The following is a 16,832-nucleotide window of genomic DNA, read 5'->3' on the forward strand; positions in this document are numbered from 1 at the left end:
AAATTGCCCGACTGGATAATCCCATGCCCGACGAAGAGAGGAGTTTTCCGGATACGATCGTTCAGGAAAACTATGTGACCTTTCAGCACGAGTTCATCGAGTTTCTGGTCGCCCAGCTCATCGATTTTCGTAAGGTATTCAACGGTGATCTCGACGAGCTGCTAATCTTTATTTTCGTTTCCCGTTACTATCTGCGCGAGGAGCGCGGCCGCCTGCAGGAGCAGGAGCAGGACGTTCTGTGGGCGGTTCCGCCCACCCTCTCCCGAATATCGGAGCTCACCGGAATCCCGCGGGAGACGGTGCGCAGAAAGCTGCTCGCTTTGCAGAAGCGCGGCCTTCTGGAAAAGGTCGAGCCGGATAAATGGCAGGTGGCCGTGCGTAACGACCAGCCGATCATCCGGGCGGATTACGAACAGTTCTGGCAGCGAGAAATGCGCCGCCTCGTGAAACTCGTGCGCGCGCTCGCGCCTTATATCTGATCACGAAAGAAAAATGGGCTGCCGTCGCCAGCAGCCCAAGTCGGGGGGAGAACGCCCAAAAGGGCAAGATCAGCAGGAAGGTAAGCTGACTGATTGTGAATCTATTGGGCGCTCCCGTTTGCTTCAACGAGGCCGCGCCCATTTTGGGCGGAGAACGCAAGAATGGACAAAATGCCGCAACGCAGCGCGTCGCGCAAAAGCGGCAAGCGCCTCGGAACGCTCGGCATTTACGCGCGTTAACGATCCATTGCTTGAGCCGCGCGTAAGCGCTTGCCGTTAATCGACGCGCTTCTACTCGGGAGATTGGCGTCCGAAACCGCAGGATTGCTGCGAGGAGAGAGGCTCCGCCGTGAATTTGCCCCTGGATGAAGCGCAGGCGCCCGAAACAGCGCCGCACCCCCGGATGAAACGTCGCCAGCGCGCCCTCGACGTGCTGGTCGTCGAAGACGAGTCGATCATCGCCAAGGACATCGAGTTCATCATCACCGATCTCGGGCATCGGGTGATCGGTCCGGCCCGCACCCAGGAAGAGGCGTTGTCGCTCGCCCTCAAATCGCGGCCGGCGGTGGTGGTCGCCGATGTGCGGCTGGCCGACGGCAGCTCGGGAATCGTCGCGGTCGACGAGATGCTCAAGCAGATCGACGCCGCGGTGGTGTTCGTGACCGCCGTTCCGCAATGGCTTCAAACCGGCGACCTCGAGCCCGTGTTGGTGATACCCAAGCCTTACACGGTCGAGGAGGTGAAAGCCGCTGTGGCGCAGGCCGCCTCCAAGCGCGCGCAGTCGCTCGAGACCATCATGGCGACGAAAGCGGCGGTCGGCCGGCTGACGCGCAAGCAATAAGGATTTTCTAGCCATGCGGCGACCCGCCCGCTCGCGCGGGGATGGCTGAGCGCCTATATTATGGCCGGACGATTTGAACAAAAACCATAGAGGGAGGCGGCGGCGATGTACAAGAAGATTCTCGTGCCCGTGGATTTGGGCGAGGCCGACATGACCAGGATCGGGCTCGACGCCGCATTGTCTCTGGCGAAGGCCGCCCCCGAGGCGCAGTTGCGCCTCGTGAGCGTCCAGCCGCTCGTGCCGGTGGCTTTCGTCGATTACATCCCGCCGAATTTCGACGAGGAAATGCGCCTTGCGGCCGAGAGGGATCTGGCGGATGTCGCCGGCAAGGTCGATCTGCCGGCCGGGCGGGTTTCTTCCACGGTGCGTTTCGGCGCCGTCTATCCCGAGGTCCTCGCCGAGGCCGAAGACTGGGGCGCCGATCTCATCGTCGTCGGCTCGCATCGCCCGACCATGGCGACCTATCTCCTGGGCTCCAACGCCAAGACGATTGTCCGCCACGCCAAATGCTCGGTGCTGGTGGTGCGTCAATAGGCGCGGGTGGCGGGCGCAGGGGCGGCGGCTAGATTGGCGAACATGGTTCGATTCGCGCTCTCCGCCACCCTCCTTTTCGTTTCTGCGGCCACATGTGGTTCGGCGCCCGCCGGCGCCGCCGACAGGGGGCGTCTGGCACTCGGGGCCGGTATTGCAAAAGCCAATTGCAGCCGTTGTCACGCCATCGGCCGCACAGGCGCGAGCGCGATCCCCAAAGCCCCGCCCTTCCGTTATCTCGGCCGCAGATATCCGCTCTCCAATCTGGAGGAGGCGCTGGGCGAGGGCATCGTCGTCGGCCATGAGGGGCCGGAGATGCCGCAGTTTCAATTCAACGCGAAACAGGTCGAGGCGCTGCTCGCCTATCTGGCGTCGATTCAGCGCTGAGGTAATTCTTGGCTGCCAGAGCGGGCCGCCGTTTTGTTTTCATAACTACTTGAGATTTTGGATGACAAACATTGATGCGTCGATTGCCGCGCTGGCCTGTCGCGGTGCCGCCAATCCGGAGAAAGTTGAGAACCTTGTCTGGCTCGAGGCCATGCGTAACGGCTGGTCGGCCTATCGCTTGGGCGAGACGATTGGCAGAACTTACCCGAGCCCTCCGCTGTGGAGCTGGGAGCGTTTCGGGCGCTCGCGCACACCGCTGGCGGACGGGCGGACGATTCACGTCGCTGGCGAACACGAAGATTTTTATGATCCGGATTTTTATATCTACAATGATGTCGTCGTCGAATATTCTGACGGCTACGCCGAGTTTTACCTCTATCCTCCCGAAATTTTTCCGCCGACCGATTTCCACAGCGCCACATTGATGGGCGACTGGCTTTGGCTTATCGGCGGGTTGGGTTATCAGGGCGCGCGAGGCAAGACCGTTCAGGTCATGCGCCTGGATACGCGCGACTTCCACATCGAGAGCATGGAGACGACGGGCGACGTCCCCGGCTGGCTCTCGCGCCATTGCGCCGAACCGTTGGACGACGCGCGCATTCTCGTGGTGGGGGGACAATTCGTCGATGAGAATTCGTCAGAGCCCAATCGCGAGCTATTCGAACTCGATCTGACGACCTTGCGCTGGCGCCGCCGCGCTCACAGCGATATGGCGCTGTTTCCGATCTCGCGCGAGGACTACGACGCCTGCAAGAACCCGCGCGCCGGCCGCGCCAATCCAGAGAAATCCGATAATCCCTTCTGGCTCGAAATGGCGCGGCGGCGCTGGCTCCCGAGCCGCGCGCGGCTGCATTACGGGGACCCGGGGCCTGAAAAACCCAAATTCGAGTTTCCGAAATCTGAATGTTCAACGGCAGAGGAAATCGCGGAAGCCGCCGCGACATTCGAGACCGGCGAGTTGAATGAGCGGCAACACGACATAAAAAAAATGTTGGCTGCTTGGGAAGCCTCGCGACCCTCCCCCCTGCGCCCTGGAGTGGTCTGGACGGCGCGACGTGACGAGGCTGCCCTTGTAACGCTTCCCGACGGCGCCCGGGTTCAAATTGGCGGCTCCGTTCTGGAGTTCTGCGACGGATTCGAGAACGAGTGGCCGGACGTTTGGACCTATTCGGACGTGATCGTCGAGAAGCCGGACGGCGGGATCGACATTTTCATCTATCCGCCGGATCTCCTTCCGCCGCTGTCGCCGCTCTGCGCTGTGGCGCGGCGCGGCTGCTTGCTGGTTTTTGGCCGCATCGACCGCTCGGCGGGGCGGGAACATTCCTGGCAGGTGGTTCTGCGGCTAGATACGCAGACCTTTGAGATCACGGTTATCGATGAGGGCGGCGCGCCGCCGCGCACCATATTCTCCCCCGAATTCTTTCGTGTCAAAGGCGACCTCGCGCTGTTCGAACTGTGCCGCGATACGGGCGATCAGCCGCGCCGCTGCGCCGTCTTCGATCTCGCCGAGCTGTGCTGGCGTGACGAGATCGCTCCTTATGACGAGGAAATGGAGCCGGAGGCGGGGAATTAGAGAGCGTTCGCGGCGGTTGGCCACATGGAAGCGGCCATAAGCCGCCTTTCCGCTTCCCTTTGCGCAGGTCAAAAACGCCCGGGAGGCAGCCCGGGGAAGGGTGACCGCAGGCTTTTTGCGCCCCGCGCGGCGGTGGGTTATGAGGGTCCCGTCACGAAGACCGAGGAAACGATGTCCGCCATCCCCGATTTCACCAAAATCCCCTTCGCCGCCACCAAAGTCGCGCAGGAGGCGCCGCCGCGTAGCTGGCTGACGCCCGAGGGCATCGAGGTGAAAAGCGCCTATGGGCCGGGGGATGTCGAGGGGCTTTCCTTCATCGACGGCTTCCCCGGCGTCGCGCCCTTCGTGCGCGGGCCTTATTCCACCATGTATGTCGCCCAGCCCTGGACGATCCGCCAATATGCCGGCTTCTCCACGGCCGAGGATTCCAACGCCTTCTACCGCCGCAATCTCGCCGCCGGCCAGAAGGGCCTCTCCGTCGCCTTCGACCTCGCGACCCACCGCGGCTATGACTCCGACCATCCGCGCGTCATGGGCGACGTCGGCATGGCGGGCGTTGCGATCGACTCCATCTACGACATGCGCACGCTCTTCGACGGCATCCCGCTCGATCAGATGTCCGTGTCGATGACGATGAACGGCGCGGTGCTGCCGGTTCTCGCGCTCTTCATCGTTGCGGCGGAAGAGCAGGGCGTGTCGGCCGACAAGCTCACAGGCACGATTCAGAACGATATTCTCAAAGAGTTCATGGTGCGCAACACCTACATCTATCCGCCGGACCCCTCCATGCGGATCGTGTCGGACATCTTTGCGTACACCTCGCAGAATATGCCGAAGTTCAACTCGATCTCGATCTCCGGCTATCACATGCAGGAGGCCGGCGCCTCGGCTGATCTGGAACTCGGTTACACCCTCGCCGACGGCGTCGAATATGTGCGCGCCGGCGTCGCGGCGGGCCTCGACATCGACGCCTTCGCGCCGCGTCTGTCCTTCTTCTTCGCCATCGGCATGAATTTCTTCATGGAGGTCGCCAAGCTGCGCGCCGCGCGGCTGCTCTGGGCGCGCCTCATGAAGGATCTCGGCGCCAAGTCCGAGAAGAGCCTGACGCTGCGCACGCACTGCCAGACCTCCGGCTGGTCGCTCACCGCGCAGGACGTCTACGTCAACTCCATCCGCACCTGCGTCGAGGCCATGGCGGCGACGCAGGGCCACACCCAGTCGCTGCACACCAATGCGCTGGACGAGGCGCTGGCGCTCCCCACCGACTTCTCCGCCCGCATCGCCCGCAACACTCAGATCGTGCTGCAGCAGGAGAGCGGCACGACGCGCGTGATCGACCCCTGGGGCGGCTCCTATTATGTCGAGCGTCTCACGGCGGAGCTCGCCAAAAAGGCCTGGGCGCATATCGAGGAGATCGAGGCGTTAGGGGGCATGGCCAAGGCCATTGCGGCGGGCGTGCCCAAGCAGCGCATCGAGGAGGCCGCCGCCAAGACGCAGGCGCGCATCGACAGCGGGACGCAGATCGTCGTGGGCGTCAATAAATATCAGCCCGAGAACGACGCCAAGCCGAATGTCCTCAAGGTCGACAACGCCGCCGTGCGCGCCGCGCAGCTCGACAAGCTGAAGCGCCTGCGCGGCGAGCGCGACGAGGCGACGACGCAGGCGGCGCTGAACGCCCTGACCGAAGGCGCGACCTCGGGCGCCAATCTGCTCGACCTCGCCGTGAAGGCGGCGCGCGCCAAGGCGAGCGTCGGCGAGATTTCCTTCGCGCTCGAAAAGGTCTTCACGCGTCACAAGCCCAAGGCCAATGTCATCTCGGGCGTCTATGCGCGCGAAGCCGGCAAGGACAGCGCCCAGGTCGGCCGTGTTGTCGGCATGACCCGCGACTTCGAGGACAACACCGGCCGCAAGCCGCGCATTCTCGTCGCGAAGATGGGCCAGGACGGCCACGACCGCGGCCAGAAGGTCATCGCCTCGGCCTTCGCCGACATGGGCTTCGACGTCGTGATCGGCGATCTCTTCGCGACGCCGGACGAAGTGGCGCAGAAGGCCAAGGAAGCCGACGTCCATATCGTCGGCGTCTCGACCATGACGGCGGGCCATCTGACGCTGACCCCCGAGCTGCGCGACGCGCTGGCGGGAGTGGGGCGCCAGGACATCATGATGGTCGTCGGCGGCGTCATTCCGCCGGATGATTTCCAGGCCCTCTACGACTTCGGCGCCGCGGCGATCTTCCCGCCCGGAACGAACATCCCCGCTGCCGCCGAGAAGCTGCTGCATGAGCTGAACATCCGGCTCGGCTATGCGCAGCGCGAGCCGGCGAAGGCGTAATCGGGGCGCGCCTGACTCCTCTCCCCGCTTGCGGGGAGAGGTTGGGTGAGGGGCCGGGGGATTATTTGGAGCCTTTCCCATATGCGCGGCCTTCGCTTCATCGAGACCCGGCGCGCGCGTGAATTGCGTCGAAACGCGACTTCCGCCGAAAAAGTCTTATGGGCTCGATTGAGAAACAGGGGCCTTGGCGGTTTCAAATTTGTCCGCCAGGAGCCGATCGGCCCTTTCATCGCCGACTTTGCCTGCCGCGAACGAAAGCTTGTTATCGAACTCGACGGCGAGACGCATTCGACAGACGAGGAGCTTGCTGCGGACGCTCGACGAACGGCTTTCCTGAATGCGCAAGGTTACGCGGTGATGCGCTTCACCAACCAGCAGCTTTACGAGAATGCGGATGCTGTGGCGGAAGCGATTCTTGCGGTCTTGGTCGAGAATTCCGGCTAATCGCCGAAGCCCCTTCGACGGGCTTTGCGGGGGAGAGGAGCGCTGCGCCGCTCTCGCAAAATAACCGCTATTCCTTCAGCATCAGGGCCTGCTCCTCTCCCCGCTTGCGGGGAGAGGTTGGGTGAGGGGCCGGGGCCGGAGCCGGGGCGCCTCCCAAGATGGCGGCGGCGTTTTGCGTTTTCCTCTTCCACTCATCCCCCAAGCCCCTCACCCAGCCTCTCCCCGCGCGCGGGGAGAGGGGAGGGGCAGTCACGGTTGCAGAAGTCTTGAATTATGCACGGCGAGCCTAGAACGATGGTTTGCTTCAAAAGACGTCGATGCTGCCATTGTCGAGCCAATCCGGTATCGGGATATTACCCGCGCTCGGGTGCTTTGCGAACGTCGCTCGGATGTTGGAAAGGCTGTTGAATACGCTCCACAAGAGTTGCTCTCGCTTCGTGCGGTATTCTGCCGAAAAGGTGTCAGGCGTGAAGGTGTGAGCAGGCTTTTGGCGAAGACCGCGGACTTCGCGCAGTGGCTGAATGACCACTTTGCGGAAAGCCGCCGGATCGCTCCAGATGATCTCCTGAAGTAGCCACTCTTCTAATAGCGTCAGCGTTCCTTTTTTCTGAACGACGATCTTTCCATCAGGACGCGCAGTTTCGGTTTCGAGCGGGACTTTTCCTTCAAAGAACTTCCCATCGATGCTATCAGACAGCAGTTTGTCCAAGGCCATGACAAAACGATTGAAGTTCTCCGCGGTTGGGCGGAGAAAAGTAGTGAGGCCGATTGGAACGCCACCCTGAGGTGGGGCTCGGAACAGGCTGCGACCCCAGATTGCTTCGGTAAGTGCTCGGATCAGGCGCATTTCCTCGACAATAGCGTGACGCACGGAGCGGTTATTCCAGAATTCACCTTGAATGCTGGAACTGAAATAGGGCTTGCTCATGCGCACGTCGCCGCCGATTAGGTAACTGTTCCAATATTGCTGATGCTCGGCCGATAGCCCTGCGAGGTAGCGTAGATATACAATGACGTATGGGTTGCGCTGACCGTCAAACCCGAGACCGAAGCTCTGGAGGGAAACCTTGTCCCGTTCCGGATGCTGCGCGTCGCCGAAAAACTCATTCGTGACCCACATCCGCCCCATGTAATCATTGAAGCTAACGTCATAACGTGGGTCTGCGACATAGCGCTCAAGCGCGCCCATATCGAAGGCGCGGAACGACAACTGCGCCTCGGCGAGCAGGAGCGCCTTGCTGAAGGGGCGATCCTGCCACGCGGAGAGGTCGACGCGCGGCCTGACGACTGATGCTGTGGGATACAGGCAGAACTCCTTCAGGGGTTCATCGACCAAGAGTCTTAGCTGCTCCTCGGCGGAATGGTCTGGAAAGCGCTTAATATGCATATTCACGGATAGACGCGAGAACACAGCGGTGATTTGCCCGTCTCGTATGAATGCGGACAGCGAAGTGCGCAGCTTCTCTGGATTCGGTTGAAGACGCAGGAGCGCGGACGCTACGACCCCGTTGAAGCCGTCACGTTCCGCGCTCTCAATGAACGGATTCACAATTGCATTGAGGAGATTGGCGTCGGTCATGAATGGATTATCTCTCAAAAATCCCAATTTTCGAACAAAAGTCGGTCGTCAGAATTCCCTCCACTGCCCTTCATCTGCGCAAAAAAACTTATCCCCACCCCCCTGACTCGCCCTTACGCTCCCCCCGCCTCGTCACCTAAGGGGCGTCGTCAAGGTCGGCGGCGCGGCGGGGTCGGTCAAGCGTCCGCCGGGCCTTTCGGCGGATGTGGGCGGGTCGTCGGTCGGGCTTCCCCTTGGCGGGGGGCGCGTGAACGCTCACGCGCAAAAGGCTGGGCCTCAATATTCCTTCGGGCTGCGCCGCGGTCCCTCCTGAAAAGGGAGCCCGCGCCCCAAGGAAGACGGCATTGGAAGACTGCGGGAATGACATTGCCCGCGGCGTTCGAGCGCGCGCCCGTCTGGCGTTTTGCGTCAGGCGGGAAAGAAGCGGTCCTGTCAGGGGCCGTGTCCGGGAGCGAGGTCACTCCGTCGGGAAAAGGTGCGCGTGTATAAAGACCGTGTCCGGGACGCTTTAGCTCCGGTGCGCATAAACAAAATACATCTCGGCCGAACGGGGCCGGGGCGTTCCGGACTTCCTTACAACTCGCGTCGAGAGACGGCGGGGCTTTTCGTGTCGGTGAATTTGCTGGAGAGGTTGTCTTGGCTGCATCGCCCCCTGGCCCATGCAATGAAACGCTGGATGCAAGCCCCCTTGCGTCCGTGCCGTTCTATCGCCATTTGCTGGGCGGTCGCCGCGCGGGCGGCTGCCGGAGCGCGCAACGATCGCCGGTTTTCATCAAAGGCGCGCTTCCAAGAAGAGGCCACGCATGACCTTCATGTTCGACGCCGCCCTCGCCTCCCTGCGCGAGATCGTCTCGCCGCCGTTCCGCAATGTGCTGTTCAAGAGCTTAGGGATGACCTTCCTGCTGCTGGCGCTGGCATGGGTTGGGCTCGATAAGCTTGCTCTGTCCTATATCTCCGTCGATCATCCCTGGCTGCAGCTCGCGCTGACTTATGCGACGGGCGTCGGGCTCTTTGTTTTTCTCGCCTTTCTCATCGGCCCGATATCGGTGCTGGTCGCGGGGCTTTTTCTCGATGATCTCGCCGATGTCGTCGAAGCCGATCTTTATCCGCCCGGCGAAAGGGGCACGGCCATACCGGTCTCTCAGGCGGTCATGATGGGCGTGAAATTCGCGGCCGTGTCGGCGGGCGTGAATTTTCTCGCGCTGCTGCTGCTGCTCTTGCCGGGCATCAACGCCGTGGCCTTTCTGCTCGCCAACGCCTATCTGCTCGGGCGCGAATATTTCCTCTTCGCGGCGACGCGCTTCCGCTCGCTCGAGGAGGCGATGGAGCTGCGCCGGCGCTACGCGCCGCAGCTCTTTCTCGCCGGCCTGTTCATGGCCGCCTTCGTCGTGACCCCGGGCCTCAATGTGCTGACGCCGCTCTTCGGCGTCGCCTTCATGGCGCGGATTCACAAAACGCTGTCGGCGGAGCGGCAGGCGCGTTGGGCGGGGCGGTAATCCAGGCGTCTGGAAGCCCCCTCCCCAACCCTCCCCCGCTTCGCGGGAGAGGGAACAGATTGTCGCTTTCATCAAGAATGCTGATCGGGAGCGTCCCCTCTCCCGCAAGGCGGGGGAGGGACAGGGAGGGGGCGCGGCCCCCCCGCCGCTTACGCCTCCAGGCGCTGCGCCTGATACTGCCCGGTCTTGCGGTAGCGATAGAGATAGGTCGGCGCGATCGCCTCGAAGGACTGCGGCTCGACGCCAAGCCCCTGCAGCGTGCGGCCTTCCTTGATCGCCGCGGGACTCACGACATTGTCGTGCTGGAGCAGCTCCACCTGATCGGCGGTCATGCGCAGCAGTGTCGGGAACAGCCCGAGCGACAGCTTGGTGAAGAGGCTGGTGATGGAGGCGACGAGCTTGCCGGTCGCGAAGGAGAGCTTGGCGATGCGGCGCTGACGCTCGGTGACCTTCAGGACGAACTCGATCAGCGCCGCGAAGCTGCGCACCTCCGATCCGCCGAGCTCATAGACCGCGCCCGCCGTGGCGCGGCCGGCGATGGCGGCGGCAACCGCCTCGGCGACATCGCCGACATAGACCGGCTGGAACTTCGTCTCCGCGCCCACGACCGGGATCGCCGGGAAATAGCGGGCCATGGTGGCGAAGCGGTTGAAGAACTGGTCCTCGATGCCGAAGATCACCGAGGGGCGCAGGATGACGGCGGTGGGAACCGCGGCGAGCACCGCGGCTTCGCCAGCGGCCTTGCTGCGAGCGTATTGCGAGGCCGAATTGGCGTCCGCCCCGATCGCCGAAATATGCACGAGAGTGTCGATGCCGGCCGCCTTGGCGGCCTCGGCGATGGTCTTGGCGCCCTCGGCCTGCACCTTGGAGAATTTCTGCGCGCCGCTCTCGGCGAGAATGCCGACGAGATTCACCACCGCCGAAGCGCCGCGCAGCGCGGCGGCGACCGATTCGGGATGGCGGATATTGGCCTGCACCGCCATCACCTGGCCGACGCGGCCCTGCGGCTGCAGGTGAAAGGCGAGGTCAGGGCGGCGGCAGGCGATGCGCACGCGCCAGCCGTCGCGCGCCAGCGCCCGCACGACATAGCGCCCGACGAAGCCCGAACCGCCAAATACCGTCACAACGCGCCCCGCGCCACCGTTCACGCCGTTCATCGCTCTCTTGCTCCGTTCGCCGCGCCGGCCGGGCCGGCTGGAAAATTCGTCGCCCGTGCTCTAGCGAAATTCGGTGGGGAAGGAAATGCGCCGCGAGGCTTTGGCCGCCCCGCTGGCGCTCTTTTTCCGTTCGAAGGCGCATTTTCCCACAGAGCCACATTGACAGACGCCATGCGGCGCCCCTAAGAGAGCGTCCCACGTGCCCAGGTGGCGGAATTGGTAGACGCGCTGGTTTCAGGTACCAGTGGTGAAAGCCGTGGAGGTTCGAGTCCTCTCCTGGGCACCATCCTTTCAAGGATCGTGCTGTAAGACGACAGCCATTCGGCACCAATGCCGGTCAGCGCTCGTTCTTCCTATTGGCGAGTTCCGGCTCCACGAGACTGTAGCGGATCAGAAATTTCAGCGCCCGGCTCCAGGATTCGTCGGTTTCGTTGCGCAAATCGGTTTGCGAGACGTTGACGAGCGCGCCGGTTTTGGCGTCGCGGATTCGAAACTCCAGATTTTGCTCCATGACGCTGATCTTGCGGAAGAAGCCCATGAAGGACATGTCGGCGCCGAGTTCACGGGCCGCGTCGGCTTCGCATCCGTTGCATTTTCGCAGCCAGTGATCCTTCGCCATCGGGTGACTTGAGCCGCTTGCGTCGATGATCTCGAACAGGCCGGAGCGGGCCAATAAGTCGCGCACCAGGCGATTCATGCGCTGGAGCCGCTCGGTCTCCGCGGGGCTCTCGCCCGCGAGCGGGCCGCCGGCGCTGAAATCGTCCAGCTCCATATCGAATACGGCAAGCTTGATGGGGCGCGTGGTTTCCGCGACGCTCGCCGACGGCTGAAATAAAAACAGCCCGAAGGCGAACAGGCAGGCGGGTGCGGCCAGTTTGAAGGCGCGGATGCGCATAGGCGTCTCCTGAAATCGTCTCGCAGACTTTGCGTCTGCGCGGCTATTCTAGGAGAGGGCCCGGAGTGCCGGCCTCGGCGCTTTTCCCGCCGCCTGCCGGGCAAAATTCCCGGAGATCACGTCACGTCGGCGTCGCCGACGAGTCCAGCGCCGATGGCGAGCCAAACCAGATGAGCGTCCGTCTTTGCGCCGATCTTGGATTTGATTTGGTAGTGATAATTCTGAACCGTCTTGCAACTGAGGTTGAGCAGCGCGGCGATTTCGTCGCTCGTTCGCCCCGACGCCACAAGACGCAATATTTCCGTCTCGCGCGGGCCGAGCTCGTCGGCGAGCGAACGGCCCTCGCCGAGGCGTTCGGCGGCGATTTCGCGCGCAATGTCGTCGCTGAGGGCGCGCCCGCCATGGGCGACGATCGACACGGCCCGCAGCAGCTCCGCGGCGTCGCTGCTCTTGGTGATGTAGCCGGCGGCGCCCGCTTCAAATGCCTTGAGCGCGAAGGCAGCGGCGCTATGCATGGTGAAAACGAGAACGCGCGCCTGCTTGTCCCATTGCCGGATATGGCGCACCGCCTCTATGCCCCCGGCGCCCGGGAGCGATAGATCCATGATGACGACATCAGGCGAGGTCTCGCGATATAGGCGATAGGCCGCAACGGCGTCTTCGGCCTCCGCGACCACCGAGAAGCCTGCGTGGCGCTCCAGGAGACGGCGATAGCCTTCCCTTACGACAGGGTGGTCGTCGACGAGAAGAATTCTCACATCGCTCATGTTCGATTGTGTGATCGGGGCCCAAGGGAGCGGCCATTAGATCAGCAATCAGGACGAGCGCAATATGAGCGCCGCGCTTTTGGCGCTCGCGGTATGACGTCGGGCAAATTGCCTAACTGTGATAGCGCGCCAAGGAGGCCGCGCCCATTCGCGGCCTCTCTCTTCTCGCAGATGTCTTACTTGAGTTGATCCGCGACCTTGTCGATCGCCGCCTTCGCGCAGGCTTCGTCCTTCTCTCCGCCGGGCGCGCCGGAGACGCCGACGGCGCCGATCACTGTGTCGCCGGTCTTGATCGGCAGGGCTCCCTGGGCGGCGACAATATTGGCGAGATGCACCTGCCCCGAGGTCGGATTGTCCTTCACGCGCTGCGCAAATTCGCCGGAGGGGATGCGGAAGGTGCGCGAGGTATAGGCCTTGCGGAGGCTATTCTCGATCGTGTGAGGCGAGGTGCTGTCGCCGCGAAGCGAGATCAGCGGCTGGCCTTCGAGACCAACGACAGTCACCGACACATGATAGCCCTGCTGCAGGCAGGCGTCATAGGCGGTTTGAGCGATGCTCAAGGCGATGGGCGCCGACAGCGCCTTGAGCGAGAGAAGCTCGGCGCGCGCCGGCAAAGCGAAGGGCGCGCCGAGAGAAGCGCCAAGCGTCGCGACGGCGGCGAAAGTGGCAAGAAACCTCATAAATTCAGCTCCAAACTGAGGCCGCCGGGTCGGCAGGCATATTCATACTAGGATTATGCATTTTACTCAGTCAAGACAGCGGCGCAGATCGCACCCATATCGCGCTAGATGGGTAGGCATACCCATCCCTTTCTGCCTAACCAACAAAACTCCTTGACCACGGCTGAGTTGGAGACATAAATGGTTAGATGATAGGGTCTATAGACATGAACAAGCATGGTCAGAAGCGCGAGGCCGCAGCGGAAAGCGCCCTTGCCGCGCTTGTCGCCGATCGATTGAAGCAACTCGTCACGCTCGAGGGCCGTTCCTTCAAGAGGCTTGCGCAACTGACCGGCATAGATCCTTCCGAGCTTTTGCGGATCGAGGCGGGGGCGGTGGCCCCGACGATCAACCATCTCTGGCGCATCGCCAATGCGCTGGGGGTTCCCTTCGGCCGTCTCGTCGCCTCGGCGGGACGCCGCGGCGTCCTGGTTTTGCGCAGCGACTCGCGTCAGAGCGTCACGTCCCAGGACGGAAATTTCAGCACGCGTCCTCTCTTTCCCTATGACGGGCTCCGTAGCGCGGAGTTCTACGAGATCACGCTCGCGCCCCACCATAGCCAGCATGTCGAGGCGCATGCGCCCGGCACCAAAGAGAATCTGGTCGTCGCCAAGGGGGCGATCGAAATCGTCGTCGGCCGTGAGAGCCCGCAAATTCTGCAAGAGGGCGACGCCATCGATTTCCTGGCTGATGTGCCGCACCTGTATCGGAACCTCGGCGACGCGCCTGCGACGCTTTATCTAGTTATGTCCTATGAATTCTGCCCTCCAGACGGGGCGCTTTGAGACAATTCGATCAGTTTTTGGGCCCGATCCCGCAAGGGCATGCTCGCATGCACATATCTTCATGTCGCTGCCCTCGTCATGGCCGGGCTTTTCCCGGCCGCTCACGCCACGCAAACGACTGCGAATGCCAGTCATAAGTCGGCGTGATCGCAAAGCCTGTATCGAGCTTTATCCATAGCGATACCGCGTCTCGTTGAGCTGCGCTCGAGGGGCGTGGGTCGCCGGGACAAGCCCGCCCATGACGGTCATCGAAATGTGCGACTCCCTTCGCCCTCGGGGGCGGGGGTGCTTCTCAATTGCTATAGCGAAACCCGAAGGCTAGCCGTCAACCGCCAGGTCCGCCGCGCCAAAAAATCTGGATTTAAAACATACAATATAGGTAGACTTCATAGTTTAGGTAGGCTAGCTTTCGCTCATTCGGGACACGCCTATCCCAAAAGCGAATCCGCAGAGAGCCATTGGATCGAGGCAGAAGAAATGAAGAAAACTGCGAAGAAAGCCTACCTTGCGATGCTCATGAGCGTCTCCCTCGCCGCGCTTGCCGTGGCGGCGGAGGTGAAGCCGAACGATTCCGCCGCGGCGGCGCCTGAAGCCCCGAAGGCTGCAAGCCCTTCCTCGAAGCCGCATTGGTCGTGGCAGCCGGTCCAGGCGCAATTCATTCCTGTCGTGAAGCAGAAGGAGTGGGTGCGCTCGCCCCTCGACGCCTTTGTGCTCGCGAAGATCGAAGGCAAGAGCCTCGCGCCCTCCAAGGACGCCGACCGCGCCACCTTCATCCGGCGCGCCACGCTCGACGCCTGGGGCATTGTCCCGGCGCCGGAGGAGGTCGACGCCTTTGTGAACGACACCGCGCCCGACGCCTATGAGAAGCTTGTCGACCGCCTTCTCGCCTCGCCGCGTTACGGCGAGCGTCAGGCGCGCCTGTGGCTCGATCTCGCGCGCTATGCGGATTCGACCGGCTTCCAGAACGACAATACGCGGCCCAATCTCTTCCGCTACCGCGACTATGTCATCAAGGCGTTCAACGAGGACAAGCCTTATTCGCGTTTCATTCAGGAGCAGATTGCCGGCGACGAGATTGCCCCGAACGATCAGGACGTCCTCGTCGCAACCGGCTTTCTCGCGGGCTATCCCGACAACAGCAATTCGCGCGACCTCGTGCAGCGCAAATATCAGATCACCACGGACATCGTCGATACGATCGGCCAAGCCGTTCTCGGCACGACGGTGAGCTGCGCCCGCTGCCACAATCACAAGAGCGACAAGTTCACCCAGAAAGATTATTTCTCACTGCAGGCATTCTTCGCCAATACCGCCTTCCAGGAGAAGGTGCCCGCGAAGAAAGGCGAGCAGGAGCTCGCCTATGAAAAGGCGCAGGCGATTTACGACGAGGCCACGAAGGATATTCGGGCCAAGCAGAAAGCCATTATCGATGGCGTTTACGAAGCCGCGCTCAAATATCACAAAGAGCGCTACCTCACCGACAGCCGCGAATCCATCTTCAAGCCGAAGGACCAGTGGAACGCGCTCGATCGCTGGGTCAATCATCGTCTCGACGCGGTGACAGACCGGCCGCAGCTCGCCGCCTATCTGCGTTACGCCGCCGAGGATAAATCGGCGCCCGAGCACAGCCCAGAGGCGGTGCAGAAATACGAGGAGTATCAGAAGCTCCAGCGTGAGCTGCAAAAATTCGCCGATAAAAAGCCCGCGCGCGGCGCCAACACCTTCACGACGGCGACGGAGCTCGGCCATCCGGACGCGCCGCCAACCTATGTCCTGTTCGGCGGCAATCACGAGAAGCCGCTGGAAGAAGTTCAGCCCGCTTTCCCCGAGGCGATCACCGGCGAGAAGCCCGACATCAAGCCGACGGCGACATCGTCGGGTCGTCGCACGGCTCTGGCGAGCTGGCTGGCGAGCGCGACGAATCCGCTCACCGCGCGCGTCTTCGTCAATCGCGTCTGGAACCAGTATTTCGGCAAGGGCATTGTCGGCACGGTCTCCGATTTCGGCAAGGCTGGCGACAAGCCGACCAATCCAGAGCTGCTGGATTACCTTGCCGATCATTTCGTGAAGGACGGTTGGAGCGTCAAAAAGCTCCATCGCGATATCCTGCTCTCGTCGACCTATCGCCAATCCTCCGATTTCCGCGAGGACGTCGCCAAGGCCGATCCGGAGAACAAGCTCCTCGCCGTCTTCCCGCGCAAGCGTCTCGAGGCGGAAGAGATTCGCGACTCTGTTCTCGTCGCGTCGGGTAAGCTCAATGAAGAAATCGGCGGCCCGAGCGTCTTCCCGCCGCTTCCCGCCAATGTGAGCGGCGGCAACAACTTCAACGCGGACCCGGCCTGGACCACGTCGAAAGACCCGAAGGACCATGCGCGCCGTAGCCTCTACATCTTCACGCGCCGCAGTCTGCCCTATCCGCTGCTCGAAACATTCGACATGGCGAATGCGCAGCAGATTCACAGCAAGCGCGACGTGACGACGACGCCGCTGCAAGCGCTGACGCTCTACAACAGCGATCAGTTCTTCCAGTGGTCGCAGGCGCTCGCCGGCCGCGTGATCAATGAAGCCGGTCCGGACGAGACGGCGCGAATCGACCGCCTGTATCAAATCCTCTTCTCGCGCAAAGCGACCGACGCCGAGAAGGAAGCGCTGCGCGCCTTCCTCGATCAGCACCAGAAGACGATCGCGCAAAAGGCCGAGGACGGAAAGCTCGCCATCGCTTTGCCGATCGGCGCCAAGGAAAAGCCTTCCGATCCGCTGCGCGCCTCGGCCTTCGTCGATCTCGTGCACACGGTCATGAACTCCAACGACTTCGTCTATCGCTTCTGATCCTTCGAAAGGAACATTC

The 16,832-nt window shown here is 62.4% G+C and carries 15 protein-coding genes and 1 tRNA gene; 11 read left to right on the top strand and 5 right to left on the bottom strand.

Annotated elements, in window-relative coordinates; translation table 11 throughout:
* The first annotated feature begins 23 nt into the window (after nucleotides 1-23).
* The 7 genes from QNA11_RS16760 (at nucleotide 24) to QNA11_RS16790 (ending at nucleotide 6,586) form a co-directional block, all read left to right on the top strand.
* Complete coding sequence (locus QNA11_RS16760; protein ID WP_202071388.1) at nucleotides 24-479, top strand: helix-turn-helix domain-containing protein; 456 nt, start codon at nucleotides 24-26, stop codon at nucleotides 477-479.
* Nucleotides 480-828: 349 nt separating this feature from the next.
* A complete protein-coding gene (locus QNA11_RS16765) occupies nucleotides 829-1,320 on the top strand; it encodes a response regulator (RefSeq protein WP_281929156.1) in 492 nt (163 codons plus the stop codon).
* A gap of 105 nt (nucleotides 1,321-1,425) precedes the next feature.
* The gene (locus QNA11_RS16770; RefSeq protein ID WP_202071390.1) at nucleotides 1,426-1,854 is read left to right on the top strand and encodes a universal stress protein; all 429 of its coding nucleotides are present in this window, start codon (nucleotides 1,426-1,428) and stop codon (nucleotides 1,852-1,854) included.
* 42 nt (nucleotides 1,855-1,896) lie between these two features.
* Nucleotides 1,897-2,238, top strand: coding sequence for a c-type cytochrome (locus QNA11_RS16775; protein WP_283483880.1), 342 nt, complete (start codon nucleotides 1,897-1,899; stop codon nucleotides 2,236-2,238).
* A gap of 61 nt (nucleotides 2,239-2,299) precedes the next feature.
* Nucleotides 2,300-3,811: a hypothetical protein gene (locus QNA11_RS16780; RefSeq protein WP_283483881.1), complete on the top strand. Its 1,512-nt coding sequence runs from the start codon at nucleotides 2,300-2,302 to the stop codon at nucleotides 3,809-3,811.
* A gap of 171 nt (nucleotides 3,812-3,982) precedes the next feature.
* Nucleotides 3,983-6,142 (top strand): methylmalonyl-CoA mutase, encoded by a 2,160-nt coding sequence (gene scpA / locus QNA11_RS16785; protein ID WP_283483882.1) that lies wholly within the window; start codon nucleotides 3,983-3,985, stop codon nucleotides 6,140-6,142.
* A gap of 81 nt (nucleotides 6,143-6,223) precedes the next feature.
* Nucleotides 6,224-6,586: an endonuclease domain-containing protein gene (locus QNA11_RS16790; protein ID WP_283483883.1), complete on the top strand. Its 363-nt coding sequence runs from the start codon at nucleotides 6,224-6,226 to the stop codon at nucleotides 6,584-6,586.
* Between the two features lie 304 nt (nucleotides 6,587-6,890).
* Here the strand turns inward: QNA11_RS16790 and QNA11_RS16795 are convergent, their stop codons facing one another.
* Nucleotides 6,891-8,165, bottom strand: coding sequence for a hypothetical protein (locus QNA11_RS16795; RefSeq protein ID WP_283483884.1), 1,275 nt, complete (start codon nucleotides 8,163-8,165; stop codon nucleotides 6,891-6,893).
* An 803-nt stretch (nucleotides 8,166-8,968) separates the two neighbouring features.
* Here QNA11_RS16795 and QNA11_RS16800 point away from each other — a divergent pair.
* A complete protein-coding gene (locus tag QNA11_RS16800; RefSeq protein ID WP_283483885.1) occupies nucleotides 8,969-9,661 on the top strand; it encodes a sulfate transporter family protein in 693 nt (230 codons plus the stop codon).
* A gap of 149 nt (nucleotides 9,662-9,810) precedes the next feature.
* On the opposite strand, the gene QNA11_RS16805 is transcribed toward QNA11_RS16800, so the two are convergent.
* Complete coding sequence (locus QNA11_RS16805; protein WP_283483886.1) at nucleotides 9,811-10,818, bottom strand: complex I NDUFA9 subunit family protein; 1,008 nt, start codon at nucleotides 10,816-10,818, stop codon at nucleotides 9,811-9,813.
* 201 nt (nucleotides 10,819-11,019) lie between these two features.
* Between QNA11_RS16805 and QNA11_RS16810 the strand changes: the two genes are divergently transcribed.
* Nucleotides 11,020-11,104 (top strand) — tRNA-Leu (locus tag QNA11_RS16810).
* Between the two features lie 51 nt (nucleotides 11,105-11,155).
* Here QNA11_RS16810 and QNA11_RS16815 read toward each other — a convergent pair.
* The 3 genes from QNA11_RS16815 to QNA11_RS16825 form a co-directional block, all read right to left on the bottom strand.
* Nucleotides 11,156-11,713, bottom strand: a complete 558-nt coding sequence (locus QNA11_RS16815; protein WP_283483887.1) for a DUF3280 domain-containing protein — start codon at nucleotides 11,711-11,713, stop codon at nucleotides 11,156-11,158.
* 116 nt (nucleotides 11,714-11,829) lie between these two features.
* Nucleotides 11,830-12,480, bottom strand: a complete 651-nt coding sequence (locus tag QNA11_RS16820; protein WP_283483888.1) for a response regulator — start codon at nucleotides 12,478-12,480, stop codon at nucleotides 11,830-11,832.
* A 176-nt stretch (nucleotides 12,481-12,656) separates the two neighbouring features.
* Entirely contained in the window at nucleotides 12,657-13,160 is a 504-nt protein-coding gene (locus QNA11_RS16825; protein ID WP_202071404.1) for a GlcG/HbpS family heme-binding protein, read from the bottom strand.
* Nucleotides 13,161-13,366: 206 nt separating this feature from the next.
* On the opposite strand from QNA11_RS16825, the gene QNA11_RS16830 reads away from it, so the two are divergent.
* Together QNA11_RS16830 and QNA11_RS16835 are read left to right on the top strand one after the other, a co-directional pair.
* Nucleotides 13,367-13,984: a helix-turn-helix domain-containing protein gene (locus QNA11_RS16830; RefSeq protein WP_202071405.1), complete on the top strand. Its 618-nt coding sequence runs from the start codon at nucleotides 13,367-13,369 to the stop codon at nucleotides 13,982-13,984.
* A 477-nt stretch (nucleotides 13,985-14,461) separates the two neighbouring features.
* Entirely contained in the window at nucleotides 14,462-16,813 is a 2,352-nt protein-coding gene (locus QNA11_RS16835) for a DUF1549 and DUF1553 domain-containing protein (protein ID WP_283483889.1), read from the top strand.
* Nucleotides 16,814-16,832 lie beyond the last annotated feature (19 nt).

Origin of the sequence: Methylocystis sp. JR02 (assembly GCF_030063565.1) — a bacterium.
Classification (GTDB): domain Bacteria; phylum Pseudomonadota; class Alphaproteobacteria; order Rhizobiales; family Beijerinckiaceae; genus Methylocystis; species Methylocystis iwaonis.

Coding starts and splice junctions, on each gene's coding strand:
- QNA11_RS16760 (WP_202071388.1), top strand. CDS start 24: ATGCCCGACGAAGAGAGGAGTTTTCCGGATACGATCGTTCAGGAAAAC.
- QNA11_RS16770 (WP_202071390.1), top strand. CDS start 1,426: ATGTACAAGAAGATTCTCGTGCCCGTGGATTTGGGCGAGGCCGACATG.
- QNA11_RS16775 (WP_283483880.1), top strand. CDS start 1,897: ATGGTTCGATTCGCGCTCTCCGCCACCCTCCTTTTCGTTTCTGCGGCC.
- QNA11_RS16780 (WP_283483881.1), top strand. CDS start 2,300: ATGACAAACATTGATGCGTCGATTGCCGCGCTGGCCTGTCGCGGTGCC.
- scpA (WP_283483882.1), top strand. CDS start 3,983: ATGTCCGCCATCCCCGATTTCACCAAAATCCCCTTCGCCGCCACCAAA.
- QNA11_RS16790 (WP_283483883.1), top strand. CDS start 6,224: ATGCGCGGCCTTCGCTTCATCGAGACCCGGCGCGCGCGTGAATTGCGT.
- QNA11_RS16795 (WP_283483884.1), bottom strand. CDS start 8,165: ATGACCGACGCCAATCTCCTCAATGCAATTGTGAATCCGTTCATTGAG.
- QNA11_RS16800 (WP_283483885.1), top strand. CDS start 8,969: ATGACCTTCATGTTCGACGCCGCCCTCGCCTCCCTGCGCGAGATCGTC.
- QNA11_RS16805 (WP_283483886.1), bottom strand. CDS start 10,818: ATGAACGGCGTGAACGGTGGCGCGGGGCGCGTTGTGACGGTATTTGGC.
- QNA11_RS16815 (WP_283483887.1), bottom strand. CDS start 11,713: ATGCGCATCCGCGCCTTCAAACTGGCCGCACCCGCCTGCCTGTTCGCC.
- QNA11_RS16820 (WP_283483888.1), bottom strand. CDS start 12,480: ATGAGCGATGTGAGAATTCTTCTCGTCGACGACCACCCTGTCGTAAGG.
- QNA11_RS16825 (WP_202071404.1), bottom strand. CDS start 13,160: ATGAGGTTTCTTGCCACTTTCGCCGCCGTCGCGACGCTTGGCGCTTCT.
- QNA11_RS16830 (WP_202071405.1), top strand. CDS start 13,367: ATGAACAAGCATGGTCAGAAGCGCGAGGCCGCAGCGGAAAGCGCCCTT.
- QNA11_RS16835 (WP_283483889.1), top strand. CDS start 14,462: ATGAAGAAAACTGCGAAGAAAGCCTACCTTGCGATGCTCATGAGCGTC.